The organism is Jeotgalibacillus proteolyticus (assembly GCF_050107735.1).
In the GTDB taxonomy this organism is placed as follows: Bacteria; Bacillota; Bacilli; order Bacillales; family Jeotgalibacillaceae; genus Jeotgalibacillus; species Jeotgalibacillus proteolyticus_A.
In genome coordinates, this window is the sequence record NZ_JBNILO010000003.1 from 95705 (window position 1) to 119685 (window position 23981).

The window sequence follows — 23981 nt, forward strand, 5'->3', positions numbered from 1 at the left end:
CAAATTTGAAAAAAGTTTAGAACATAAGGTGATATCGATCTTATGAAGGGATTGAAATGGATGCAAAGACTCCAGCTCCTGTATACATCTCAGGGCCGTCTCTGCGAAAAGTCCGATTGAAGGTCATTGAACAGACGAAAGAACCTGAGGCATCTCTGTCTCAGGCTCTTAACATGAAAATAGTGGTGTAAGCTGGCTGAAAATATCCCTTTTAAGAATTGAAAGGGATAATTAACCCTGCTTTCTGCATGTAAAAAATATCCTTTCACTGGCAGCAGAGGGGCTTAGTGAAGTTGAAAAATCCGCATTTACAGCTTCAATCTTAAAGCCGGCATTTTCAAGCAAAGATTTATAATAGTCAACCGGATAAGTTCTTTGTTTATGAAATTCATCAAAGCGCAAATACTTGTCCTGGCTGGAATCTTCAAGTACAAAAAAAGATAATTCATGTTCTACACTGAGGGGATGGTCCCCTTCAAAAGAATTCCAAATATAAGCGACTGCACCGTCATCGTACGTAAATGTTTGATCAATAAATAGTTCCTGAATTTTATAGGGAGAATGAACATCAAATAACAGCAGACCGCCATCATTTAATAGGCTGGCCATATTTTGAATGGTTTTTTTTAATTGTTCCTCAGTCTCAAGGTAGTTCAGTGAATCGCAGAAAATGGTAATAATATCAAAAGGGTCAAACCCTCCAGCTTCAGCCATATCCTGCTGATAAAGCGATATCTCAACACCGGATTGCTGTGCTTTATGCGAGGCTACTGCAAGCATGGAATCGGAAAGATCAATCCCTGTAACCTCAAAACCATGCTGGGCAATTTGAAGCGTCCATTCTCCAGTTCCACATCCCACATCGAGCAATCTGTTTCCTTGAATATGGAACTGATCTTTCTTTTCCAAAAGGAACCGCGTCCACTGATCATATGGCATATCACTCATTAACTGATCGTAGATTTGGGCAAAACGGCCGTAGCTCATCCGTTTATGCTGCTCGTCAGGTCTTCAAGCGGAGCGTCTCCCCAAAGCTTTTCAAGTTTGTAGTAGTCCCGTTCTTCTCTGTGAAAAACATGAACGACTACATCACCAAGATCCACTAGCACCCATCTTGCCTCGTCATAGCCTTCCATCCGTTTGATCGCATAGCCTTCTTCCTCTGCACGATCTTTAACTTCTTTGGCAATTGCCTGAACCTGCTTGTCCGAATTACCGTGGCAGATCACAAAATAGTCCGCAATAAGGGAAATGCCTTTCATGTTTAATGCAACAATATCCTCTGCCCGCTTGTCATCTGCAGCTATATAAGCAAGTTTTAATAGTTCAGTTTGGTTCATATTTATCTTTCTCCTTTTGTAACATCACGTCGTTATAACACTCTAAAGTATCAGGAAAGATGCGCTGTTTTTTTTGTAGTAAAAATAAGATCGATTGTTTAACTGCTTTTCTGAGTGCTTTTTCCAGATCTTCATGAGCGAGTGCCCTCACTTCTTCTACGCCTGAAAATTTTCTTCCAGGCTCAATATAATCAGCAAGATAAACAATTTTTTCAAGCAGACTCATATTTGCTCTTCCGGTCGTATGGTAGCGGATTGCATTTAATACATCCTGCGATTCAATATTCAGCGTTACTTTGGCTAAATAAGCTCCAACCGGCGCATGCCATAATTCATGATGAAAAAGCAGCAGTCTTGAATCGAAATTTTCCTGCTCAATAATCTTTTTCATATCGTCTCTGCTGTGATGTTTTGCAATATCATGCAAAATGGCTGCCATTTCTGCTTTACTAACATCTGCTCCATGCTTTCCAGCCAAAGATTTGGCTGTTTCCACGACTCCCAGGGTATGTTCGTATCTTCTTTCCGGCAGAATTTCTTTGACATAAGCCAGCGCTTCTTTACAATTCATATAATCCCTCCATGTTTATATAGTCATAAACCTTTTGCGGAAGTAAGAAAGTAGCATCTTTATTAAGATTCAGCCTGTTTCTGATCAGTGTAGAAGAAAGTTCTATCATTGGAGATCGAAGCATAAGCACCGGATAGTCTGTAGTTCCAGCATAACCGGGGCGCATGAAACCGGCAAAACGGATTTGATCAAGCAGATCTTCAATTCTGTACCACTTGGGGAGATAGTCGATCATGTCCCCGCCAATCAAAAATGTAAATTCAGTTTCAGGTTCTAAATTCTTTAACTGTATTATTGTATCATACGTATAAGATAAACCTGAACGTTCGAATTCAATTAATTCCAATTTAAAATGCTCCATATTTTCAATAGCAAGCTCAATCATACGGATCCTGTGAGTATCCTTCACCTGCAGATCACTTTGTTTATGAGGAGGCTTTGCACTCGGCATGAATCTGACCTCATCGAGCTCCAGTTCATGATAGGCTTCATTCGCCATAATCATATGACCGATATGCAGCGGGTTAAACGTTCCTCCGAGTAGTCCCACTTTTTTCGGCTTCATTATTTGACCTTTGGCAGTTCCAATTTTTTGTTCTCTCTAGATTCCTTGTAGACAACAATAATATTACCGATCTGCTGAACTATTTCACCCTTTGTTCCCTTATGAATTACTGCTGCCACTTCGTCTTTATCCTGCTCACAATTTTGCAGAATGCTCACCTTAATCAGCTCTCTAGCTTCTAATGCTTCGCCTATCTGCTTAATCATATTTTCGTTAACGCCGCCTTTTCCCACTTGAAAGATAGGGGAAAGATGGTGCGCCTCTGCTCGTAAAAATCTTTTCTGTTTTCCTGTTAACATGATGGTCCTCCTAATTCTTCTGTTATCCTGCTGATCGCTTTTACTGTGTCCGGTCTGGTGCCTGTCCATTGATTGAACGACATAGCCCCCTGATGAACAAACATCCCCACACCGTTTAATGTATCAGCCTTACATTTTTTTGCTTCCTTTAAAAAAGCTGTTTCAAGCGGATTATAAATGATATCAGCCGCAAGTGCGTTATTCTTCAAACCTGAGACATGAATAGGCAGCCGTTCTGTATGGGGAAACATACCGACTGAAGATGTATTAATCACAATATCATAAGATGAAAGTAATTTCTCACACTCCTGAATCGTGACAGCCTGAGCCTTAACCGGGGTAATAATGGATTGAATCAAAGATACGGCTCTTTCCTCTGTGCGATTAGCGACTGTAATACTTGCCGGAGTCAGCTTGGTGAGAGCATAATATATTCCCTTTGCCGCTCCACCCGCACCAATAATCAGGATAGAGGACTGTTTGATGTCCTCTGTTGTTCTTTTTTCTAAAAGGGACGCTGCAAAACCTGCGCCATCTGTATTACTGCCGACCAGCCTGCCCTTGCAATTTTTAACGGTATTGACGGCACCAATCTTTATTGCATCATCATCAACTTGGTCAAGCAGGGGCATAATTGCTTCTTTAAAAGGAATCGTGACATTCCAGCCCGCAATATTCAGCGCTTTCATGCCTCTGACTGCTTCTTCTAAACGCCCCGGCTCGATATCAAAAGGGAAATATTGACCATCGATGCCCTCCTCAGCAAACCAGCGATTATGCATTTGTGGTGATCTGGAATGTGTGATCGGGTTTCCGATCACTCCATACAGCGAAGTCATTCTATTCCCCCTGACGTTAAATAAGTGACTTTCGAATTAGTACGCTGACTCCTTTAGGTGCGTATGCAGCGACTTTTGCCCCTTTTTCATTAATTGTAATCCAGCCTAATCCGGAAAAAACAATGTCCATTTTTTCTTCTTTAATCATGAATTCGTGCCTCATAAGTTCCGGAAAGCTTTCAATATCTTCGAGACGCGGCGGTGAGAGCATTTCTCCTTTATGCCTGGAATAGAGATCATCTGCTTTTTCCAGTTTTGTACGATGAATCTCCAATTCGTTTGATACATAGCAGGTAAACGATTTTCTGCCACCACTAAGATAATCAAACCTCGCAAGTCCTCCTATAAAAAGAGTCTGCTCCTCGTTTAATTGAAAGATTTTTGGCTTCATTTCTTTTCGGGGCATAACATGCTTAAGATCTTTTTTGTTAATAACATGAGCCATCTGATCTCTATTGATAATTCCCGGAGTGTCTATAATCGCCTGGCCGTCATCTAAGGGAATTTCGATCATATCAAGAGTTGTACCCGGAAATTGAGAAGTCGTAATAACATCTTCTTCTCCTGTGACTTCTTTTATAATTCGGTTTATAAATGTAGACTTGCCCACATTGGTGCAGCCGACAATATAGACATCTTTTCCTTTTCTGTACTGTTCAATCGCCGCAAGTGCTTCTTTTATGTGGTGGCCTTTTTCAGCACTGCATAACAAAACATCCACCGGCTTTAATCCATGCTGCTTCGCTTCATATTTCATCCAGTTGATTAATTTATTCGGTTTTACCGACTTCGGTAGAATATCTGATTTATTTCCGATTAGCAATACCGGATTTTTGCCTACAAAACGATGGAGTCCGTGTAAAAAGCTTCCGTTAAAATCTACAATATCCACCACTTTAACGATAAGTGCATCTACCTGGCCGAGACCGTTTAAAATTTTCAGGAAATCATCGTCTGTTAAAGCAACATCCTGAACTTCATTGTAATGCTTTAAACGGAAACAGCGCTGGCAAATCACATGTTCTTTTTCGAGACTTGAAGGGGGAGCATAGCCTATGCCCTCTTTATTTTCTGTTTGTATCTCCACGCCGCAGCCGATACAGCCTATAGTTAGTTCACTCACTTAGGGTCCTCCCATTGAATCATATTCTTGCGTTTAAAAAATTTCAGAATTCTTCTTTCAACTCTTCTATTAATTCTGGTAAAGAAACCATCTGTCTTGGCCACAGGTACAACTAAAATTGTATACAGTTTATTTCTGTTGCCGCCAAGCACATCTGTGAGAAGCTGATCCCCGATTACAACCGTTTCTTCTTTCTTAACATTCATATCTTTAATTGCCTGTCTGAAAGCTTTGCCTCTTGGCTTTCTGGCATGATAAATAAAGGGAACGCCGATGGGATCCGAAAATGCAGAGACCCTCAGCTGGTTATTGTTCGAAACAATCGTTACGAGAATATCATTCTTCTGCATGGACTCCAGCCATTCTAAAAGCTTTGGGGTCGCATTTTTTCTGTCCCATTCGACAAGTGTATTGTCAAGATCTGTAATGATTGCTTTAATCCCTTGTTCTTTCAGTTTTTGAGGAGTAATTTCAAACACACTTGCGACAAATTCATTTGGCAAAAATAATTTAATCATTTCGATTCACCTCTTTTAGCTTTAAGTACTAATAATACAGTATCTTTATAAGGATATCAAAACCCACTTAATTAGTTGAAATGATAAGAATCGTTCGACAAATTCTGACGGTTTTTAAAATTGTGGATAACTTGTCCCTTAAAATTTCCATGAAGCCATTGAAGACAGCATAGATATCTACATGTTTTACACAGCTTATCCACTATATGCTGTGGATAAGAGGAACGCTTGTTCTTTCAAAAATGATCTGCTACTCTAATATTACCAGCTAATTTGAAAGGAGTAATACTTGTGGATAAATTACCATTGCATTTATTAATCGAAGCTCTTTCAGAAGCAAAAAGACTTAATTTATCTGATGACTTTATAAAACTTATTCAAGAAGCAATTGAGAAAAGATCGATGACATTAACTCTTTAACCCACACAGGGCTGATTGAAACGTGCGATCCTCCGCCTGTTTGATCATTGCTGCCGGAAGTTTTAAAATTCCAAGGGAATAATTTATACAACAACTCTGGCAGAACCAGACTATTCAAGCCCTGATTTCCCCATCACTTTTACAAATGACATCGACTATTTCAGCCCAGCTCATTTTTTAAATTTAAACGCATTAAACCTGGATACCGCCGCTCTTCTAACTGACCGATCACCTGATCAGGTAAACAGAGGCTCTAACTGAAAGATTTCATCAGTCAGGACAAGTGAATCAAAGTTACGGCTTTACCGCAGAAAGTATATCTCCCCGCTCAATACTCCAAGCCTAGTAAGCTACCCTGTTATTTCTTTTTAAAACAGCTTATTTACTTTCAGTTTAGTTTTACATCCAGCTATTCTTTCACAACTTTGAAACACACAAAATGCACGACCTTATCCATTCTTTTATACTTGAGATGTGCAGCAAGTATAGAGTGGAAAGCGCGAGCCTGGAACAGAAGAGAAGATTATACAGAGTAAATTTGTCCTGAAAAATCGGAAGATATGAAGCTCTTGATAAGAGGTTGGAAAAATTGCTAATGTAGTATCTTGTCAGGATCTGTCCATCGTATTTCAAGAAATAAACATATTGCCTGAAATTTATGAAAATACGAGAATAAAAATACGGGAGTGTTTTACTTTCTGTTCGCTATTTGGACAAATTTCCCGCAAATCTGCCTTTACAGCCTGCATTAACTCCATTTTCATAATAATTATAGTCTTAACAATTCTTAACAAAAAGGTTACAATAACAATACTACTATTATTACGGTTATGAGGAGGACCCGCGTGTCTTTAATGCAGGTAATAGGTTTCACCTTTAAAAAAGTAAAAGCGCAGACCGCAAATGCATTGACTCTCTCTAATCTTGTCCTGGGGGGATTCGCTGCTTTATACAGCACTTCCGGTCAATTTTCTTTAGCAGCTCTTTTGATTTTTATAGCAGCCTTTATGGATCGGTTTGATGGCATGGCAGCCAGACGTTTAGGAATTGAATCCGAAATGGGGCGTCAGCTTGACTCAATGAGCGATCTTGTATCATTTGGTGCAGCACCAGCACTCTTACTTTACCATTCTTTTTTATACGATTATGGAGTCAGCGGTATGGTACTAGCCGTTTTTTATATTGGATGCGGCGCGTATAGACTGGCGCGATTTAATGCTAAGGAGCCCTCGCCTTATTTTGAAGGGCTTCCGATCACAGCAGCCGGATGTCTACTCGCATTAAGCTTTCTTGCGGCTCCCTTACTCAGTCCCGCTTCACTTATCACAATCATTTTTATTTTATCCCTTTTGATGGTAAGCCCTCTTCGAATTAAAAAAATGTAGGTAAAGTGCCTGGGACCGTGTCCCAGGCTTTTTGACCGGCTCACACCGCTGCAAGAACGGGAGCTTAAGCCTTTCTGGACAATTCCCTATTGAGATCTCATCCTGCTGCTGCCTTCACCTCCCACTCCACTCCGCTCACCTCATATTACCGTAGAGACCTTCTCAATTTCTAACCTTTTCAAGTTATTTCACATAGCAGATTGCAGTAGGACTGGCAAGTTTCTTCCCCTTCTTTCATATAGTCTTACTAAGACATGAAAGGGGGTTAGATTATGTCCAGTATCTTATTGGCGCTACTAATGGCGATAGGTGACGGAACCGCACTCATGGGCTATTTTAAGCAAAATGCATTCCCGCAGCCTCTTTCTAAGGAAAAAGAAAAAGAAATGATTGAAAAAACGCTGCAGGGTGATGATGAAGCAAGAAAAGTACTGATTGAGCATAACCTCCGGCTCGTAGCCCATATCGTGAAAAAATTTGAAAATACCGGAGAATCCAATGAAGATCTTATTTCGATTGGGACAATCGGGCTCATAAAAGCGATTGAAAGCTATTCCTTTGAAAAGGGGACGAAATTAGCAACTTATGCTGCCAGATGTATCGAAAACGAGATCCTTATGTTTTTAAGGTCGTTGAAAAAAGTAAAAAAAGATGTCTCTTTAAATGATCCCATCGGTGAAGATAAAGATGGAAATGCCATTAGCCTTATAGATGTCCTTCGAGGGGAAGACGATGAGCTGGATCAATTGATTCATAATAAAATGAATCAGGAGAAAGTGAGGACGTTTATTCAATCTTTAGAACCAAGGGAAAAAGATGTCATTACCCAAAGATTTGGCCTTAACGGACTCGAAGAAAAAACGCAGCGAGAAATTGCCAAAGAACTTGGCATTTCAAGAAGCTACGTTTCAAGAATTGAAAAAAGGGCCTTAATGAAGCTTTTCCACGAATTTTCCCAGGAAGAGCGGCTGACCGACGAATCGTGACCATTTATCTTTTAAACGTTTCAAGCGAAAGGTTTTCAACCATTGCTAATACAAGATTAGCAGAATTTACGGCTGCTTTTTCCAAATATTGATCAAAGGACAGATCTGATTCTTTCCCAGCAATATCAGAAAGCGAACGGATGATAACAAAGGGTGTTTCATATTGGCAGGCTACCTGTGCAATAGAAGCTGCCTCCATTTCAAGAGCCTGTAAATCAACAAATTTATTCCGAAGTGCTTCAACTTTCACAGGATCATTCATGAAAGAATCCCCCGTTGCAATTAATCCGCTGACCACTTGAATACCGTTTATCAATGCCGCATGTTCTGCCGCTTGTGCCTGAAGCGTCGGATTTGCTTTAAATGCCGCAGGAAGATTAGGAACCTGCCCATACTCGTATCCAAACGCAGTAACGTCTACATCATGATGGCGTACTTCTGTGGAGATGACTATGTCTCCAACATTTAATGCAGGGTCAAACCCCCCGGCAGAACCGGTATTGATAATGACGTCAGGCTGATACCGTTCGTGTAATATGGTCGTTGTCATGGAAGCATTCACTTTTCCAATTCCGCTTTTTACCAGTACCACATCAATATTTTTGATTTTTCCGCTGGTAAATTCGCTATTTGCAATGACAGCCGTTTCAGGCTCCTGTATTTTCGAACGAAGTAAAGCTACCTCTTCTTCCATTGCACCAATGATCCCGATTTTCATCTTTTTCCCTCATCTCACATCATAATCAAAACTGACTTGACTTTACCACAGGAATCTCATTATTTCAAACTCATTGTTCCCTGTACGTGGTAAAATAAAGAGATTGAATCGCTCCAGGGAGGAAAGTGTATATGTCATTTCAAATCGAACTTATTCAAGATAAAGTAGAATTTTTTGAAGCGTATGTTTTAAAGGAGCTTGAAAGAAAAATCGAAGGTAAAATTGAACAGAATCAAGCCATTATGCTTCATGTGCATTCTGTTTCTCACGCCGTAACGCTAGATGGCAAAGGGAGAATCATGTATACCGCTGTAGTGCATTTTAAAGCTGATTAGCGGCTGTTCACGCTTGGAGCATTATAACTAAAACAGAGCCTGAGATAGACACATCTCAGGCTCTTTAAGAGATTTAGGTTCTTGAGTTTAATCAGTCCTTGCCCTGTTAAGGCTCATCCTCTTGCTAATTACTATGCACCTGGAACGAGTTTTTCCATTGTCACCGGTTTCCACCCTTGTCCATCAATCCATTCCAGGTAGACCCGGTATTTAGTTTCTGAGCCGGAAGCAGAAACAGTACCTACCGATTTTTGAGGATGTCCCTCATGGTTGCCGATGTGCCAGATTGTCATATCATTGACACCAATTCCTGTTGCATACGAAATGGCTTCCACCTTTTCATCCCAGTCCACTCCGTCTTCATAAGATGAAACATGGTCACCTGTCTGAGAAGTTCCTATAGGTTCCCAATTTTTATTTGTTATAACTTCTGCCACCTCTGGATCATCACTGGACTCAGTTGAAGTCGCATCTGAGTCTGAGTCTGACTCAGCCTCTTCTTCCTCTTTTTCTTTTCGTTCTTCTTCCCTGCGTTTTTCTTCCTTCTCTTCTTCTCTTTTTTCTTTCTTAGCTTCTTCTTGCTCAGCTGCTTCTTGTTCAGCTTTTTCTTCTGCTGCTTCTTGCTCAGCCTTTTCTTCTTCCGCTGCTTTTTCTTCTGCTTCTTCTATTGAGGCTGTTTCACTTTCTTCATCCGCTTGTTCACGATCCTCATTTTGAGATGAGCCGTTTTCTTTATTTTCATCACCACTGTTTTCACCTTGAGAATCGTTTTGTTCTTCATCCGATTGATCAGATTCCAAATGCTGCTCTGCAATGGATTGCTCTTCTTCCTCTGATGCAAGATTTGAATCCTCGTTGCTAAAGAATATAAAAGAACCTACTATAATAATCAACCCCACGACGATTGCGATTGAAGAATTAAGGATCAGATTGCTTTTTCGCTTCTTCTCCTGAAATTGTAATCTTGAATTTTTGCCCTTAGCCATTGTTAATCACTCCTGTATATGGTTTATCCAAAAAAGAATCTAGACAAGCATATCATGCTTATACATGCCAAAAGCAAGTGAAATAGATCCCTATTCAGGAAAGTAGACCTGTATACCCAGTTAGACGCACGAGTGAAGCTAAACGTTTCAAAAAAAACTCCAGATGAATTAATTTACTTCATCCGGAGTATAAGAAAGGGCATTATTTAATTGAAACAATTTTTACGTCCATATCTCCGCCTGGAGTCTGAACCTTCACTTCATCGCCTACCACCTTGCCTAGGAGGCTTTTGGCAATCGGAGAGTCGTTTGAAATACGTCCTTCAAATGGGTCCGCTTCCGCACTTCCAACAATGGTATACGCTTCCTCATCGCCGTTTGGCATCTCAACGAAGGTAACCGTTTTGCCAAGCGTGACCACTCCATCCATTGATCCGTCTTCTTCAATAATTTTAGCATTGCGGATCATGGCCTCAAGTGTAGATATACGTCCTTCAACAAATGCCTGCTCTTCTTTTGCTGAATCATATTCTGAGTTCTCTGATAAATCACCGAAGCTGCGTGCGATTTTTATTCGTTCTACTACTTCTTTACGTTTTACGGACTTTAATTGCTCTAATTCCTGTTCAAGCTTTTCTTTTCCTGCTTGGGTCATAGGAAATACTTTTTCTTTTGACAAAACCCTTCACTCCTTTGAATGCATAAAAACCAATTTTTCTTCTTTGTCATGCTATGTGTTCATTACCTCTTTTATGAAGTAAGTGAAAAAAGAGGATGATTGTGGAATCCCCTTTACATTCTTTGCTATCATATTACACAATTGACTTTTGTTCAAGAATCGTTTGAATTTTCGTTACCATAAGATCGATGGCCACATGATTTTGGCCGCCTTCAGGTATGATAATATCAGCGTATCGTTTCGTTGGTTCAATAAATTGATTGTGCATAGGTCTGACAACATTGATATACTGGTCAACTACAGAATCGATTGTACGGCCTCTTTCATTAATATCCCGCAGCAGCCTCCTAATGATACGGAGATCTGAGTCTGTATCCACGTAAAGTTTAATATCCATCAAATTGCGGAGCCTTTCGTCCTCAAGCACTAGGATGCCTTCAAGAATGATAACATCTTTAGGCTCTACCGGGATAGTACGGTGGGCTCTTGTGTGGACCGTGTAGTCGTAGACAGGCTTTTGAATCGCTTCTCTTTCCTGAAGTGCTTTTATATGTTCAATTAAAAGGTCGTTATCAAATGCCAGAGGATGATCATAATTTGTTTCCAGACGTTCTTCATAAGGTATATCACTTTGATCCTTATAATAATAATCCTGCTCAATCATTGCAATAGAATGTCCTTGAAAGAAATCATATATTGACTTTGTCACTGATGTTTTACCTGATCCAGATCCTCCGGCCACACCGATTACAACTGGTTTATTTCTCATTGTTCTTAAACGAGCTCCTTTCGCATCATGTTGTGCGCACGCAAAGGTCGCTCAACTTTAAATTGAATGATTTGTAGCGGGTGACGGGCTGCTTCAAGTTCATTGCCCTTCAGATCCCAAATTTTATCGATTTTCTGTGAGAAATTTTCCATATCCGGCCCGAAAAATTCAACTTCTTGTCCTGGTTTAAAAAAGTTCCTTTGCTGCAGCGTAACCGTTTTAGACTCTTCGTTATAGTCGAGAACATAGCCGGCGAAATCAAATTTCGTTTTCTTGCCGTGTTCGCCAAACATCTGCTCTTCATGCCCCGGTCTGCCTTCAAAGAAAGCTGTAGCCGTTTCACGGTTTGCACATTTATCCAATTCGTTCAGCCACTCTTTTTTAATTATAAAATTTTCAGGATCCTCACAATAGGCATCAATCACTTTACGATACACACTCACTACGGTAGCAATATAATGAATGGATTTCATCCGGCCTTCAATTTTTAAACTATCCACTCCAATTTCAATCATTCTAGGAATAGATTCTATCAGCTTAAGATCTTTCGGGCTCATTGCAAATGAGGCATCATCGTGGTTGTAGAGGGCTTTTTCCTGTCCATCTTGCGTTTCATATAAATCATAATCCCACCGGCAGGATTGACAGCAGCCGCCTCTATTAGAATCTCTAGCAGTCATATGATTACTCAATACGCATCTCCCGCTGTATGCAATGCACATTGCACCATGAATAAAACTTTCGACCTCTATATCGACTTTTTCTTTAATTTCCTGAATTTCATCGCCGCTGGTTTCCCTTGCAAGAACGACCCGGTGAAGCCCCTCTTCTTTCCAAAATTGAACCGCTTTCCAATTTGAAAGGGATTGCTGAGTGCTCAAATGAACCTCCACATCAGGAGCGACCCGTTTGCATGTTTCAATAATTAAAGGATCGGCTACAATAATACCTGCTACTCCAGCAGAAGCAATGCCGCGAAGATACTCTTCCAAACCGTCGACATTTTCATTATGGGCAAAAATATTTGTAGTCACATATATTTTTGCTCCGTACTGCTTTGCAAACTGGACTCCTTCCATCATTTCTTCATGCGTAAAGTTACCAGCGTTTGAACGAAGGCCGTATTCCTGCCCGCCTATAAAAACAGCATCTGCACCATAATGAACAGCAATTTTAAGCTTTTCAAGATTTCCTGCAGGGGCAAGCAATTCAGGCTTCTTTACGATGACGCGTTTGCCATCCTTCATCGCTGAAATTTTTGTATTTATCATGATCGCCATCTTTTTTCCTCCTATATTAATAAACGGTTTCTTTAAAGAAGAATCCCGTGTCAAGCGGACGGTGAGGCTGCTGAATTTGCTCAATTGCTTCAAGCCACTGCTCTTTTTTTTCCTCATAAACTTCATTTTTCTCCGCACAGAGATCGATGGCTTTTCGATAAAGTGAAGTAACCGTTGTGGTATATGCTGGCGTTTGAAGAATACCATCAATTTTAAATGAATCCACTTCTGCTTCCATCATTTCGGTAAGTTCATCAATTATGCACATATCATTCGGGCTCATGATGTGTGTGCCATTTTCATCTTCAAATATGGGATACTTATTACTTCGTTCTACATCATGCAGCAGCATGTTTTTACTGTCTTTACGATTTTCAATTTCAAGTGACTTGCCCTGATAAAGAAAGTAATTGCCAAGTAAAGACCGCTTGGACTGAAACATACATGTCATCCCGTGAACCTGAACTTCTATTTCAACTTTTGCTTTTTCCTTCATTTCAACTATGGCATCCATGGATAGCTCTCTAGCTAACACTGCTCGCTTTGCCCCTTTTTCTCCCCAATAATTGCAGGTGAAATAGTTCGTAGCTGTTGTTTCGGTGTTCCAGTGCAGCGCAAGATTGGGTGCGGATTCACGTGCCGCCATTAAGACAGCCGGATCTCCAAATATAACGGCGTCTGCACCTGCTTTTTCACAGAAGCTTAAATAGTCATTTAATTCATCCACTTTATCATTATGAAAAATGGCGTTGACAGCTATATATACTTTTTTGCCATATGTGTGTGCGATGGAGATCCCCTGCTTGCATTCTTCTTTTGAAAATTCACCCGCCAGGCGCAGACCATATCGCTGCTCACCGATTACAAAGGCGTCCGCTCCCGCTTCACACAACTCTTTAAGATGACCTACTGAAAAAGGCGTCACAAGCAATTCCGGTTTTTTCATTTTTTCACCTCTTTTTACTTATGGCCAGACCATCGCCAACAGGCAGTATGACCGTTTCGAAATCTTGGTTGTCCATCAGCCAGTGATTATACCGGTCAATTTTACGAAGAAGCTGTTTTACATTTCTGCTTACTTCAGGCTGCGCCTCTGCAACCAATCCTTTAAACAAAACATTATCCGTATAAACTGCCCCATTTTGAGTTAGAAGTGGAGTATAAAGCTCAAAAAAACGTCCGTACTGACTTTTGGCTGCATCAATAAAAATAGCATCGAACGGTCCGTATGAAGCAACCTCTTCTGTTATTTCCAGTGCGTCTCCGTACAAGGTAATAATCTGCTGATTTTTACCAAATTGCTCGATGAATTGTTTTGCCTGATCCAGTCGTTCTATATCCCGCTCAATCGAGACAATCTGGACATCCGGCAGCGAATGCGCCATGCGTAGAGCTGAATAGCCTATTGCCGTTCCCACCTCAAGAATTTTTTCCGGCTGTTGAAACCGGAGCCATTGAAGCAGGGTTTCTATGCCGTCCAGTTCCATAATAGGCACGTCATGCTCGTCTGCGTATTCTTCCATTTTAATAAAAAATGCCGGGCGATCATTGTAGAACTTTTCTATATACTCATATACTTTTTTATTCAACTAAACCCCGCCTTTACATCCATCCATACACATAAAAAAAAGCGTTCTTTTCTAAAACCGCCGCTCTACATGAAAAGAAGAAAGCCAGTGAATGCTTTCCACTTTTACCGACATTTAAAGTACGCCTCAAAATACTTGTTCTATTTTAACACAAATGCAGGAGGAAAGTGAATAACCTTTCCTCCTGCAGACCTCTACTCTTCTGTTTCGTCAGCTTCTTCCCGATTTACACTGTAAATGTATTGCTCCGCCTTTTCCTCATGCTCTTCAAGCGTTTCGGAATAATAAACGACACCATCTTCAGAAGCAGCAAGAAAATAATAATAATCTGTACTTTCAGGGTTCAATGCTGCTTCAATGGACTCTATCCCTGGAGCAGCAATCGGACCAGGCGGAAGCCCTGCATTTTGATACGTATTATAAGGGTGATCTATTTCAAGATCTTCATAAAGAACCTGGTCTTTCCACTCACCCAGCGCATATAAGACACTAGGATCTGTCTGCAGCGGCATTCCATCCCCAAGGCGATTATAAAATATACCCGCAATTATCTCCCTGTCTGTTGAAGCCGTTGCTTCTTCTTCAAGCAGGGAAGCAAAAGTCAGTGCTTTGTGCACCGTCATGACATTCGGGTCTTCCCCTTCAGAAGTAAAATTACCTGCAGTAAAATCATTTATCGATTCAAGATAAGGAGCAAAAGCAGTATTCGTTCCTTCTACCATCTGTGTAATGATGACTTCTAATTCAGGATTTTCTTCATAGAATGGATAAGTGGCAGGGTAAAGATAGCCTTCTAGTGAATATCTAATAGAATCCTCAGTAACTTCCTCTGTAATTAATTCAGGGAACTGCTCTTGAAGTGAAGCGATAAATTCGGGATCAGTCGCTGTTTCCATAAATTCATCTTCTGTATAGTCCGTATGCTCTTCTACAATCGATGCAATCTCTTCAAGCCGGAGACCTTCCGGAACGGTTACTGAAAAAAGCGGTTCATGATAAACTTTTCCTGTTTTAAGACTTTCAGTTATTTCTGACAGTGTCATGGAAGGGGTTAACTCGTAAGTACCTGCCTGGAATTCAGACTCATTATTAAATTTCAAATAGTATTTATACACTCTGGCATCTTTTACAATATTATTTTCTTCCAGCGCTGCCGTTATCGTATCGACTGACGATCCGATCGGTATTTCAACCGTTACCGGAGTATTATTATCAGCATTCATAGGTTCTAAAGCAGATGAGATATAAGAATAGCCCCCAATGCCTGCGCCTAAAATAAGCAGAATCACTACGATCATTGAGAAAAAAACAATTTTCCTCACATGTCTGGCTTCCTTCTTCCGTTCTTGTAAGTTTTGAATCCATTGTTGGTATTTTGACCGATTGTCGTTCAAACGCTTTCCCTCCACATAAGACAGCAACAAACAGAAGCTGATATTGTTCAATAGGTCTATTATACAACAAAATTTTACACAGGCAACAATTGCCTGTAAGCAAAGAAAAGAGGCTGGGACAATAATGTCTCAGCCTCCTTGACCGGTTCGCTGCGTTTCAGGCGTACACTTTCCGCAGGGACGGGGCCTTAAGCCTTTCAAAAGCACTGCCCTGTAAAGTCTCAAGCAACCGCCATATCCTGATGGAGTCGCCGCCTTCCGCTCACCTCTTACGATCTATTATGACTACCGAAGCGACGGTTACTCTTCTTCCTCTTCATCAAGGAATGTATTAAGCATCTCTTCAATCATATCCCATTCTTCTTCTGTTTCGATCGGCTTCAATTCGCCTTCTGCATTTTGGTCGTCCTGTTCAAATGAAGAAGCGTGAATTTCAATTTCTTCTTCTTCAGATTCTCCTACCGGAAAGTATAATACGTATGACTTTTTAAACTCATCTGAATCAAATGTGAACAGTACTTCACATAGTACTTCATTTCCCTGTTCATCTACTACTGTAATATGTTTTTCTCCATGTTCCATTGTAAGCACCTCTTCATTTCCGGCTGTTTAAATAGCCTTGTAGTATCATCACTGCGGCCATTTTATCAATGACCTTTTTTCTTTTCGCACGACTGACGTCTGCTTCAAGCAGCACTCTTTCAGCTGCCATTGTACTTAATCGTTCATCCCATAGTTTTACTTCAATTTGAAGCTTTTTATGCAGTTTTTCTGCAAACTGCTGGCAGGCTTCTCCACGGGGACCGATCGTATTATTCATATTTTTCGGCAAGCCAACGATTATAGAAGAAACCTCATGCTCATCTACAAGCTCCTTAATCCGCTTAAATCCGAGCTGACCGCCGCGCTCATCAATTTTTATGGTTTCGATTCCCTGAGCGGTCCAGCCAAAAGAATCACTGATGGCTACACCCACTGTCTTTGTGCCGACATCTAGTCCCATTATTCGCATATTATTTTTCCTCTTTGTGCTGGTGTAAATAAAATTTCACAAGCTCCTCAATGATTTCATCTCTTTCAAGCTTGCGGATAATGTTTCGTGCATCATGATGTCTTGGAATATAAGCCGGGTCGCCGGATAAAAGGTACCCTACAATTTGGTTGATGGGATTGTATCCTTTTTCTTCCAGTGCTTCAAAGACCTGTATCAGCACGCGCTGAACCTCTTTGTCTGCGGAATCATCCCCAAAATTAAATCGCATCGTTTTATCAAATGAGCTCATCTTCAGCACCTCATTCCGGAATATCTATTTATTCCTTTTGTTCAACATGTATTTATTGTACACCAGTTTAGAAGAGAATCAAACGGATTTTACCCACTTAGGAACGAATTGAAGAGCCTCATCCACTTTCGACGGGTTCTTACCGCCGGCCTGAGCCATATCAGGACGGCCGCCTCCTCCGCCTTCACAAATCGCAGCGACTTCTTTAACCAGCTTTCCGGCATGGTAGCCCTGATCAATTAAATCTTTTGTTACGCATGCTATAATTTGTACTTTTTCTCCCTGAACAGCAATCAGGACTAAAATTCCCGAACCCAATTTATTTTTAACATCATCAGCCATCGTCCGCAAGCTATTTACATCCGCAGCCTGTACTTTTTGAGCCAGGACAGCTATTCCCTCTACAGAAATAACCTGATCCATTATGCTTTTAGCTTCAATATTAGACATTTTAGCATGAAGAGAGTCATTTTCTCTTTGCAGCTCTTTCAGCTCCGTTTGCATGCTTAAAATTCTTGCAGGCAGATCACCAGGGTTAGATTTCACAAGTGCAGCTGATTGCTGAAGCACCTGAATCTGGTCATTCATGTGACGGTATGCTGCTTCGCCTGTCACCGCTTCAATACGGCGTGTTCCTGCACCTATGCCGCCCTCTGATACAATACGGAAAAGACCGATGGAGGAAGTATTGCTGACATGGCAGCCGCCGCAAAGCTCGAGACTGTAGTCACCAATTGAGACAACACGGACCTTTGAACCGTACTTTTCACCAAACAACGCCATAGCGCCCATGGATTTTGCTTCCTCTAAGGATTTTACAGCAGTTTCCACAGAGAAGCTCCCCCATACTTTGTCATTGACAATTTCTTCAATTCGTTTAAGCTCATCTGCCTGAACTTGTCCAAAATGAGAGAAATCAAACCGGAGCCGGTCTTCCTGAACGAGTGACCCTGCCTGATTAACATGATCACCCAGCACGTCTTTTAATGCCTGATGCAGGAGATGAGTAGCTGTATGATTTTTAGTGATTTCCGTTCTTGACGCTGGATCAACTGCTGCCAGGACCTGATCCCCTTTTGCAAGCGATCCTTTTTCAATAATAGCCGTGTGAAGATGCTGTCCATTAGGTGCTTTTTTTACGTCTTTTATTCGCAGCAGCACCTGATCATTGGATATCGTTCCTTTGTCTCCAATTTGACCTCCGCTTTCAGCATAGAAAGGTGTTTCCGCCAAAATCAGCTGAACTTCCTCCCCTTCTTCCGCTGATTCAGTCATCTCCTGGCTGCTGATGATAACCTCAACCGTGGATTCGTGAAGCAGGCGCTGGTAGCCGACAAATTCACTGGATACTTTAATATCTCCGAGAATGCCGCCCTGTATCTGCATGGAGCCGCCTTCCTGACGAGCTGCCCGCGCTCTTGAACGCTGAGCATTCATTTCTTCTTCAAATCCGGCTGCATCTACCCGCAAACCATTTTCCTCAGCGTATTCTTTAGTTAGTTCAACAGGGAAGCCAAACGTATCATACAGTCTGAAAACATCTTTGCCGCTGATTTCACCCGATCCATCTTCCTTAGCTTTATTCATTAGACCGGAGAGTATGGAAAGCCCCTCGTTTAATGTCTCATGAAATCGCTCTTCTTCGGTTTTAATCACTTTTTGAATAAAATCTTCTTTCTTTTTAACTTCTGGATAAAAATCAATCATAATATCGCCTACGACCGGCACCAGTTCATACATAAATGGACGGTCAATGCCAATTTGTTTTGCGTATCTGACTGCCCGGCGAAGAAGTCTCCTTAGTACATACCCTCTGCCCTCATTGGACGGGAGCGCCCCGTCGCCAATTGCAAAGGAAACGGTTCTGACATGGTCAGCAATGACCTTAAACGAGATATCTTTTTCTTCTGTCTGCTGATATTTCTGTCCCGAAATACTTTCGGTTGCTTTTATGATCGGCATGAACAAGTCTGTTTCAAAATTTGTGGGCACATCCTGCACCACACAGGCCATTCGCTCAAGTCCCATTCCTGTATCAATATTTTTTTTCGGGAGCGGCGTATATGAGTGATCCGGGTTATGGTTAAATTGTGAAAAAACAAGATTCCAGATCTCAAGATAGCGATCATTTTCTCCACCGGGATACAGCTCTGGATCGTTTACGTCATTTCCAAAAGCTTCTCCCCGATCAAAGAAGATTTCCGTATTTGGTCCACTCGGTCCTTCTCCGATATCCCAGAAGTTGCCTTCGAGGCGGATAATCCGTTCTTCCGGCAAACCGATTTTCTGTTTCCACAAATCGTAGGCTTCATGATCTTCCGGGTGAACCGTAACGGAAAGCTTTTCTGCATCAAACCCGATCCATTTTGATGAAGTAAGAAATTCCCAAGCCCACTCAATGGCTTCTTCTTTAAAGTACTCTCCAATTGAAAAATTCCCGAGCATTTCAAAGAACGTGTGATGACGGGCAGTTTTTCCTACATTTTCAATATCATTCGTACGAATCGATTTTTGTGCGTTTACAATCCTCGGGTTCTGTGGGATGACCCGTCCATCAAAATATTTTTTCAGTGTTGCAACTCCGCTGTTAATCCAAAGCAAGGATGGATCTTCATGAGGGACTAGAGAAGCGCTCGGCTCTATATCGTGGCCCTTTTCCTTAAAGAAATCCAAAAACATTTGTCTGATTTCTGCACCTGACCATTTTTGCATCTAAATTCCTCCTTTTAACTATGTATATATCTTAAGAAAACACAAAAAGGCCCTCATCCCCCTGCAGGGACGAGAGCAAACTCGCGGTACCACCCTGGTTATAAACTGTACTGCAAAATTCAGCACAACTTATCACTTTGAGCGCCTTAACGCGGCGAACGGCAGAGTTTATCTGCACTCCGGATTAGCTTTCCATTACAATGTATGCAAATTCCCTTTCAGCCGAGGGGGAATTTTCTCTGACTTTGCTGTTGAACAGGTTGTAATGTACTGGTTCCATCTTCGAGTTGCTCTTATTTTCCTACAGAAAGTATAGATAAGGAAGCCGTCATTTGTCAATCGGTACTTCGTTTCCCCGTTGTTTGAACGAATGAATCATCATTCCAATAATCATATACACCGGCACTACAGCAATTAAGCCTGCCATTCCGCCAAGCTCTCCACCTATCAGTAATAGCAGCATAATCATAACCGGATGAATATGAATGGTTTTCCCCATAATCCATGGAGCAAGAAGATGACTCTCAACCATCTGAATGCCAAATGCAGCAATAATTACCCATATGACCATATTTCCTGATAGGGTGCTGGCTACAAGCAAAGCGGGAAGTGCCCCAATAATTGGTCCCAAATATGGAATAACATTAAAAATCCCGAGCAGAAGAGACAAGGGAAGTGCATACGGAAGCTGGATTGCATATAAGACCACAAAAGAAAATGCGGCCACAGCTGCGCTAAGCCACAGCTGCCCCCTTATATAAGACCCAAGCTTTTGGTCTAGATCCGCTGCCAATAGGACTACCTGCTTTTTTCTGTCTTGAGGCACGCGCTTCATAAGATAATCTCTGATTAGGATGCGGTCTTTTACCAAATAGAATGTCATAAATGGTACGAGTGAAAGGGCAATGATCCACTTTAAGGAGTGATTCATTCCCGCCAGCAGTTGTTCTGCACGCTGCTCGATCGTCATTTGAATAGATTGTATAAAATCCTGTATTCTTATGCTCACCGGCTGGGGCATAGATGAAAGCCATTCTGCCATTGCAAGATTCCAGGCAGAGACCGTGTCAAGCAAATCCGGAAGATGAGTGAGAAAGTGATTCCATTCTCTTATAAAAGCCGGTATCCCCCATTGAAACAAAGCGCCTGCAACAGCAGTCAGCACTACAAAAACAATCGAGACAGCAAGCCTGTTTGAACATTTTGCCCGCATTAAGAAATGAACCAAAGGAAGCAGAAGGTATGCAAACAATATACTTATCAAGAGCGGTACAATCGCAAGCCAAAGCCCTGCAAAAACCGGTTGTATATATCTCCATAAGTAAGAAAAAATCCACCCGCAAAGCAGCAGCAGCAGGAAAAGGATTAGACGCGGCAGCCACTTTTTTATAAGTGAATCCATTTTTGTTCGCTCAAAAGTTCCGCCTCATTGAACAGGTCATTTAAACTTTCTATCGACCCATCTTCAGATATTTCATATAATACAAGCTTGCCTCTATAGACTAAAAATTCAATACAGCATTGTCTGCAATAATAATGCTTCGTTCCTATTTTTCCGATGTCACGATGGTTACAGCAAGGACAATTCATGAGAAGCCTCCAATTTTAGGATCTTTTCTCCCCATCGTTGCCCTTATATCTTTTTTTTATTCATTTATGCTATGCGGGATGAGTACTATTTGATCAAACACCTCATCCACTCTGCGCTGCTTCAACTTGTTAAACTTATTCATTTTTGTTGAAGTCCCAATGTGTACAGACTCAGCAGCTTTACATACTTCATTAAACACAACATCTTTAAGCCTCCATAAAATCATACGGAGAGATTCCTTGCATTCCAATCAAAGGATCCGCTTCTTCAATCCCCTGTGCATGAGGTTTTTCAGCAGGAGAATCTTGTTTTTCATCTGCCAGTTTCGAGCGTAATGTAGTGAGCCGGACAGTATCATCTTTTCTTTCTACTCCAAAACGGAAAGCTTCTTCTTCCCCGCACATAATTAAAAATCGCTTGCTTCTTGTAATGGCGGTGTAAAGCAAATTTCTTCGAAGCATTCGATAATAGCTTTTTACTACAGGAAGGATCACAATAGGAAACTCGCTGCCCTGTGATTTATGTATGGAGCAGCAAAAAGCATGTGTAATTTGATTTAAATCCTGACGGGTGTATGTGACCTCCACTCCATCAAAAGAAACCAGCACCATATCCTGCTTTTCGGTATTTTCCTTCGCGTAAAAAATGGAAATAACTTCACCCATGTCTCCATTAAAAACATGGCTTTCAGGCTGATTTACAAGCTGAAGGACTTTGTCGCCGATTCGATACGCAATATCTCCCCACTGCAGTTCTTTTCTTGTTTTATCAGGATTGGGGTTCATTAGTTCCTGCAGCACTTTGTTCAGCCTGTCTATGCCGGCAGGTCCTCTGTACATCGGCGCAAGCACCTGTATGTCTTTTGCCGTATACCCCTTTTTAATTGCATTTTTCACTATTTTCCCCACAACTTCATCCATTTGAGAAGCGTGGCAGGCAATAAATGAGCGATCAGCATGCTGCTTTCTTAAATCCTGCGGCAGCTTTCCTTCTTTCATTTGGTGGGCCAATTCAATGATGGAAGACCCTTCTTCCTGCCTATATATATCTGTCAATTGCACGGTAGGAACAAGCTTAGAATGAATAAGATCCTGAAGAACCTGTCCGGGGCCAACAGATGGCAGCTGATCCTGATCCCCTACAATAATAACCTGCATGGTATCCGGCACGGCCTGTAAAAGCTGATTAGCAAGCCAGGTGTCAACCATCGACATCTCATCGACAATAAGAAGCTTGCCCTGTACCAGCCGTTCTTCGTCATCCTCCATATCTTCCTGTCCTGTAAAGCCAAGAAGCCGGTGAATGGTCATTGCCTTGAGTCCGGTTGATTCAGACATTCTTTTCGCTGCCCGGCCGGTAGGAGCAGCCAAAACGATTGGAAACGGTTCTTCGCTTCCATATGCATCCACATCCAGGGATACACCATGAAGTTCCGAATACAGTTCGACAATCCCCTTAATTACAGTCGTTTTCCCGGTTCCAGGCCCCCCGGTCAAAATCATGAGTGAAGAAGTCAGTGCGGTTTGAATGGCTTCTTTTTGAGAAGCAGCATACGAAACCCCGATCCGTTCTTCCAAACTGCCAAGCGCCAGTAGAAACTCAGACTCCGGAAATTGATCTTCATATTCCTTATGCGAAAGAAGCCGGTTAATATTAGTAACAAGTCCTTTTTCAGAAAAATAGAGAGAAGGAAGATAAATCCGTTTCTCTTCTCCAATGACCTTTCCTTCTTCATGCAGTTCAATCAGCTGATTTGAAATATCGGTATATTCTATTTGTTCAGGCTGATGTTTCTGCAGGAGCTCTTTCACTTTGATCAGCAGGTCTTTTGATTGGGCATAAACGTGGCCTTCCTGCATGGAAAGCTGCTGAAGACAAAAGAGGCAGGCTGCTTTTATACGGTCCGGATGGCTGCCGGATAAACCTAGGTGTCTGCCAAGCTCATCCGCCTTGCCAAACCCTACACCCTCAATGTGATAAACAAGCTCGTAAGGGTTCTTTTGCAGAATTTCCAACGTAGCTTCCTGATAATGCTGATAAATCTTCATAGAAAGCTGAGGGCCAAACCCCCAGTCATTTAAGTGAACCATGATCCGTTCTAAACCCTGATGTTCAATAAGGACATCATAAATATGCTTTGCCTTTTCCTGCGAAAGCTTTGGGACCTCGTGCAGTACTGATTCATCATTCATGATTCTTGAAATGGCTTTTTCGCCCAGTGTATCTACAATCTTTTCAGCTGTTCTTTTTCCAACTCCCGAGAAAAGATCGCTTGATAAATAATGAACAATCCCCTGTTTCGTCTGCGGCAGATCCTTTTTGAACCGATCCGCAAGAAATTGCATCCCAAATCGCGGATGTTCTTTAAATTTACCATGAAAAATATAGGTGTCTTCTTCCTGCATTTTAGGAAAATGTCCTGTAACAACCGCTTCTTTTTCCTGATTTGACGTATTGGTTTCTTCGACCCGTACGCGGACGACTGAATACATATTGTCTTCATTGTGAAAGATCGTCACAATATGCCTGCCTTTTATATACGGCTCTTCTTCGTTAAATAAATCCATGGATTCTTTGCTCATCAGGTGTTCCCCCTGCT

General features: G+C 41.5%; 26 protein-coding genes. 4 read left to right on the forward strand and 22 right to left on the reverse strand.

Annotated features, from left to right (window positions below; all coding sequences use genetic code 11):
- Positions 1-231: 231 nt before the first annotated feature.
- The 8 genes from ACQCT8_RS05795 to ACQCT8_RS05830 are packed head-to-tail and all read right to left on the reverse strand — an operon-like array spanning position 232 to position 5255.
- Positions 232-987, reverse strand: a complete 756-nt coding sequence (locus tag ACQCT8_RS05795; protein WP_426869319.1) for a class I SAM-dependent DNA methyltransferase — start codon at positions 985-987, stop codon at positions 232-234.
- Positions 984-1340, reverse strand: a complete 357-nt coding sequence (gene rsfS / locus ACQCT8_RS05800; RefSeq protein WP_278239565.1) for a ribosome silencing factor — start codon at positions 1338-1340, stop codon at positions 984-986. Before rsfS ends, ACQCT8_RS05795 begins: the two co-directional genes overlap by 4 nt.
- The gene (gene yqeK, locus ACQCT8_RS05805; RefSeq protein ID WP_426869322.1) at positions 1327-1911 is read right to left on the reverse strand and encodes a bis(5'-nucleosyl)-tetraphosphatase (symmetrical) YqeK; all 585 of its coding nucleotides are present in this window, start codon (positions 1909-1911) and stop codon (positions 1327-1329) included. The genes rsfS and yqeK overlap by 14 nt, the downstream gene beginning before the upstream one ends.
- A complete protein-coding gene (locus tag ACQCT8_RS05810; RefSeq protein WP_426869324.1) occupies positions 1901-2476 on the reverse strand; it encodes a nicotinate-nucleotide adenylyltransferase in 576 nt (191 codons plus the stop codon). Before ACQCT8_RS05810 ends, yqeK begins: the two co-directional genes overlap by 11 nt.
- Positions 2476-2775: a ribosome assembly RNA-binding protein YhbY gene (yhbY, locus tag ACQCT8_RS05815; protein ID WP_426869326.1), complete on the reverse strand. Its 300-nt coding sequence runs from the start codon at positions 2773-2775 to the stop codon at positions 2476-2478. Before yhbY ends, ACQCT8_RS05810 begins: the two co-directional genes overlap by 1 nt.
- Positions 2769-3614: a shikimate dehydrogenase gene (aroE, locus tag ACQCT8_RS05820; RefSeq protein WP_426869327.1), complete on the reverse strand. Its 846-nt coding sequence runs from the start codon at positions 3612-3614 to the stop codon at positions 2769-2771. The genes yhbY and aroE overlap by 7 nt, the downstream gene beginning before the upstream one ends.
- A 16-nt stretch (positions 3615-3630) precedes the next feature.
- Entirely contained in the window at positions 3631-4737 is a 1107-nt protein-coding gene (gene yqeH, locus ACQCT8_RS05825; protein ID WP_426869329.1) for a ribosome biogenesis GTPase YqeH, read from the reverse strand.
- A complete protein-coding gene (locus ACQCT8_RS05830; protein WP_278239571.1) occupies positions 4734-5255 on the reverse strand; it encodes a YqeG family HAD IIIA-type phosphatase in 522 nt (173 codons plus the stop codon). The genes yqeH and ACQCT8_RS05830 overlap by 4 nt, the downstream gene beginning before the upstream one ends.
- A 291-nt stretch (positions 5256-5546) precedes the next feature.
- Between ACQCT8_RS05830 and sda the strand changes: the two genes are divergently transcribed.
- The 3 genes from sda to sigK all read left to right on the forward strand — a co-directional run bounded on the left by sda (position 5547) and on the right by sigK (position 8046).
- The gene (gene sda, locus ACQCT8_RS05835) at positions 5547-5675 is read left to right on the forward strand and encodes a sporulation histidine kinase inhibitor Sda (protein ID WP_278239572.1); all 129 of its coding nucleotides are present in this window, start codon (positions 5547-5549) and stop codon (positions 5673-5675) included.
- Positions 5676-6520: 845 nt separating this feature from the next.
- A complete protein-coding gene (gene pssA, locus ACQCT8_RS05840) occupies positions 6521-7060 on the forward strand; it encodes a CDP-diacylglycerol--serine O-phosphatidyltransferase (protein WP_426869332.1) in 540 nt (179 codons plus the stop codon).
- A gap of 272 nt (positions 7061-7332) precedes the next feature.
- A complete protein-coding gene (sigK, locus tag ACQCT8_RS05845) occupies positions 7333-8046 on the forward strand; it encodes an RNA polymerase sporulation sigma factor SigK (RefSeq protein WP_426869334.1) in 714 nt (237 codons plus the stop codon).
- 4 nt (positions 8047-8050) lie between these two features.
- Here sigK and mtnN read toward each other — a convergent pair whose 3' ends face one another.
- The gene (gene mtnN, locus ACQCT8_RS05850) at positions 8051-8764 is read right to left on the reverse strand and encodes a 5'-methylthioadenosine/S-adenosylhomocysteine nucleosidase (RefSeq protein WP_426869336.1); all 714 of its coding nucleotides are present in this window, start codon (positions 8762-8764) and stop codon (positions 8051-8053) included.
- Between the two features lie 131 nt (positions 8765-8895).
- Between mtnN and ACQCT8_RS05855 the strand changes: the two genes are divergently transcribed.
- Entirely contained in the window at positions 8896-9099 is a 204-nt protein-coding gene (locus ACQCT8_RS05855) for a DUF2536 family protein (RefSeq protein WP_426869337.1), read from the forward strand.
- A 131-nt stretch (positions 9100-9230) separates the two neighbouring features.
- On the opposite strand, the gene ACQCT8_RS05860 is transcribed toward ACQCT8_RS05855, so the two are convergent.
- The 13 genes from ACQCT8_RS05860 to recD2 all read right to left on the reverse strand — a co-directional run bounded on the left by ACQCT8_RS05860 (position 9231) and on the right by recD2 (position 23964).
- Entirely contained in the window at positions 9231-10085 is an 855-nt protein-coding gene (locus ACQCT8_RS05860; RefSeq protein ID WP_426869339.1) for a DUF1510 family protein, read from the reverse strand.
- A 202-nt stretch (positions 10086-10287) separates the two neighbouring features.
- Complete coding sequence (greA, locus tag ACQCT8_RS05865; RefSeq protein ID WP_278239578.1) at positions 10288-10764, reverse strand: transcription elongation factor GreA; 477 nt, start codon at positions 10762-10764, stop codon at positions 10288-10290.
- A 133-nt stretch (positions 10765-10897) separates the two neighbouring features.
- A complete protein-coding gene (gene udk / locus ACQCT8_RS05870; RefSeq protein WP_426869341.1) occupies positions 10898-11533 on the reverse strand; it encodes a uridine kinase in 636 nt (211 codons plus the stop codon).
- 5 nt (positions 11534-11538) lie between these two features.
- A complete protein-coding gene (locus ACQCT8_RS05875; protein WP_426869867.1) occupies positions 11539-12804 on the reverse strand; it encodes a peptidase U32 family protein in 1266 nt (421 codons plus the stop codon).
- 25 nt (positions 12805-12829) lie between these two features.
- Positions 12830-13759, reverse strand: coding sequence for a peptidase U32 family protein (locus tag ACQCT8_RS05880; RefSeq protein ID WP_426869343.1), 930 nt, complete (start codon positions 13757-13759; stop codon positions 12830-12832).
- Between the two features lie 4 nt (positions 13760-13763).
- Positions 13764-14402 carry an O-methyltransferase gene (locus tag ACQCT8_RS05885; protein WP_426869344.1) on the reverse strand — a complete coding sequence of 213 codons (639 nt, stop codon included), beginning with the start codon at positions 14400-14402 and terminating at the stop codon, positions 13764-13766.
- Positions 14403-14596: 194 nt separating this feature from the next.
- Complete coding sequence (gene mltG / locus ACQCT8_RS05890) at positions 14597-15724, reverse strand: endolytic transglycosylase MltG (RefSeq protein WP_426869346.1); 1128 nt, start codon at positions 15722-15724, stop codon at positions 14597-14599.
- Positions 15725-16096: 372 nt separating this feature from the next.
- The gene (locus ACQCT8_RS05895; protein ID WP_278239584.1) at positions 16097-16378 is read right to left on the reverse strand and encodes a DUF1292 domain-containing protein; all 282 of its coding nucleotides are present in this window, start codon (positions 16376-16378) and stop codon (positions 16097-16099) included.
- A 13-nt stretch (positions 16379-16391) separates the two neighbouring features.
- A complete protein-coding gene (ruvX, locus tag ACQCT8_RS05900; RefSeq protein ID WP_278239585.1) occupies positions 16392-16808 on the reverse strand; it encodes a Holliday junction resolvase RuvX in 417 nt (138 codons plus the stop codon).
- 1 nt (position 16809) lies between these two features.
- Complete coding sequence (locus ACQCT8_RS05905) at positions 16810-17079, reverse strand: IreB family regulatory phosphoprotein (RefSeq protein WP_278239586.1); 270 nt, start codon at positions 17077-17079, stop codon at positions 16810-16812.
- A 78-nt stretch (positions 17080-17157) separates the two neighbouring features.
- A complete protein-coding gene (alaS, locus tag ACQCT8_RS05910) occupies positions 17158-19791 on the reverse strand; it encodes an alanine--tRNA ligase (protein ID WP_426869347.1) in 2634 nt (877 codons plus the stop codon).
- A 328-nt stretch (positions 19792-20119) separates the two neighbouring features.
- Complete coding sequence (locus ACQCT8_RS05915; RefSeq protein ID WP_426869349.1) at positions 20120-21193, reverse strand: AI-2E family transporter; 1074 nt, start codon at positions 21191-21193, stop codon at positions 20120-20122.
- Between the two features lie 395 nt (positions 21194-21588).
- Positions 21589-23964: an SF1B family DNA helicase RecD2 gene (gene recD2, locus ACQCT8_RS05920; protein ID WP_426869351.1), complete on the reverse strand. Its 2376-nt coding sequence runs from the start codon at positions 23962-23964 to the stop codon at positions 21589-21591.
- Positions 23965-23981: the final 17 nt, after the last annotated feature.

Bases quoted from the DNA above. Each gene is read 5' to 3' on its own strand.
- aroE (WP_426869327.1), bottom strand. From the start codon at position 3,614: ATGACTTCGCTGTATGGAGTGATCGGAAACCCGATCACACATTCCAGA.
- ACQCT8_RS05905 (WP_278239586.1), bottom strand. From the start codon at position 17,079: ATGAGCTCATTTGATAAAACGATGCGATTTAATTTTGGGGATGATTCC.
- ACQCT8_RS05875 (WP_426869867.1), bottom strand. From the start codon at position 12,804: ATGATAAATACAAAAATTTCAGCGATGAAGGATGGCAAACGCGTCATC.
- ACQCT8_RS05830 (WP_278239571.1), bottom strand. From the start codon at position 5,255: ATGATTAAATTATTTTTGCCAAATGAATTTGTCGCAAGTGTGTTTGAA.
- udk (WP_426869341.1), bottom strand. From the start codon at position 11,533: ATGAGAAATAAACCAGTTGTAATCGGTGTGGCCGGAGGATCTGGATCA.
- mtnN (WP_426869336.1), bottom strand. From the start codon at position 8,764: ATGAAAATCGGGATCATTGGTGCAATGGAAGAAGAGGTAGCTTTACTT.
- recD2 (WP_426869351.1), bottom strand. From the start codon at position 23,964: ATGAGCAAAGAATCCATGGATTTATTTAACGAAGAAGAGCCGTATATA.
- ACQCT8_RS05895 (WP_278239584.1), bottom strand. From the start codon at position 16,378: ATGGAACATGGAGAAAAACATATTACAGTAGTAGATGAACAGGGAAAT.
- ACQCT8_RS05915 (WP_426869349.1), bottom strand. From the start codon at position 21,193: ATGGATTCACTTATAAAAAAGTGGCTGCCGCGTCTAATCCTTTTCCTG.
- ACQCT8_RS05810 (WP_426869324.1), bottom strand. From the start codon at position 2,476: ATGAAGCCGAAAAAAGTGGGACTACTCGGAGGAACGTTTAACCCGCTG.
- alaS (WP_426869347.1), bottom strand. From the start codon at position 19,791: ATGCAAAAATGGTCAGGTGCAGAAATCAGACAAATGTTTTTGGATTTC.
- yhbY (WP_426869326.1), bottom strand. From the start codon at position 2,775: ATGTTAACAGGAAAACAGAAAAGATTTTTACGAGCAGAGGCGCACCAT.
- ACQCT8_RS05860 (WP_426869339.1), bottom strand. From the start codon at position 10,085: ATGGCTAAGGGCAAAAATTCAAGATTACAATTTCAGGAGAAGAAGCGA.
- ACQCT8_RS05880 (WP_426869343.1), bottom strand. From the start codon at position 13,759: ATGAAAAAACCGGAATTGCTTGTGACGCCTTTTTCAGTAGGTCATCTT.
- sigK (WP_426869334.1), top strand. From the start codon at position 7,333: ATGTCCAGTATCTTATTGGCGCTACTAATGGCGATAGGTGACGGAACC.
- ACQCT8_RS05795 (WP_426869319.1), bottom strand. From the start codon at position 987: ATGAGCTACGGCCGTTTTGCCCAAATCTACGATCAGTTAATGAGTGAT.
- ACQCT8_RS05855 (WP_426869337.1), top strand. From the start codon at position 8,896: ATGTCATTTCAAATCGAACTTATTCAAGATAAAGTAGAATTTTTTGAA.
- yqeK (WP_426869322.1), bottom strand. From the start codon at position 1,911: ATGAATTGTAAAGAAGCGCTGGCTTATGTCAAAGAAATTCTGCCGGAA.
- ruvX (WP_278239585.1), bottom strand. From the start codon at position 16,808: ATGCGAATAATGGGACTAGATGTCGGCACAAAGACAGTGGGTGTAGCC.
- rsfS (WP_278239565.1), bottom strand. From the start codon at position 1,340: ATGAACCAAACTGAACTATTAAAACTTGCTTATATAGCTGCAGATGAC.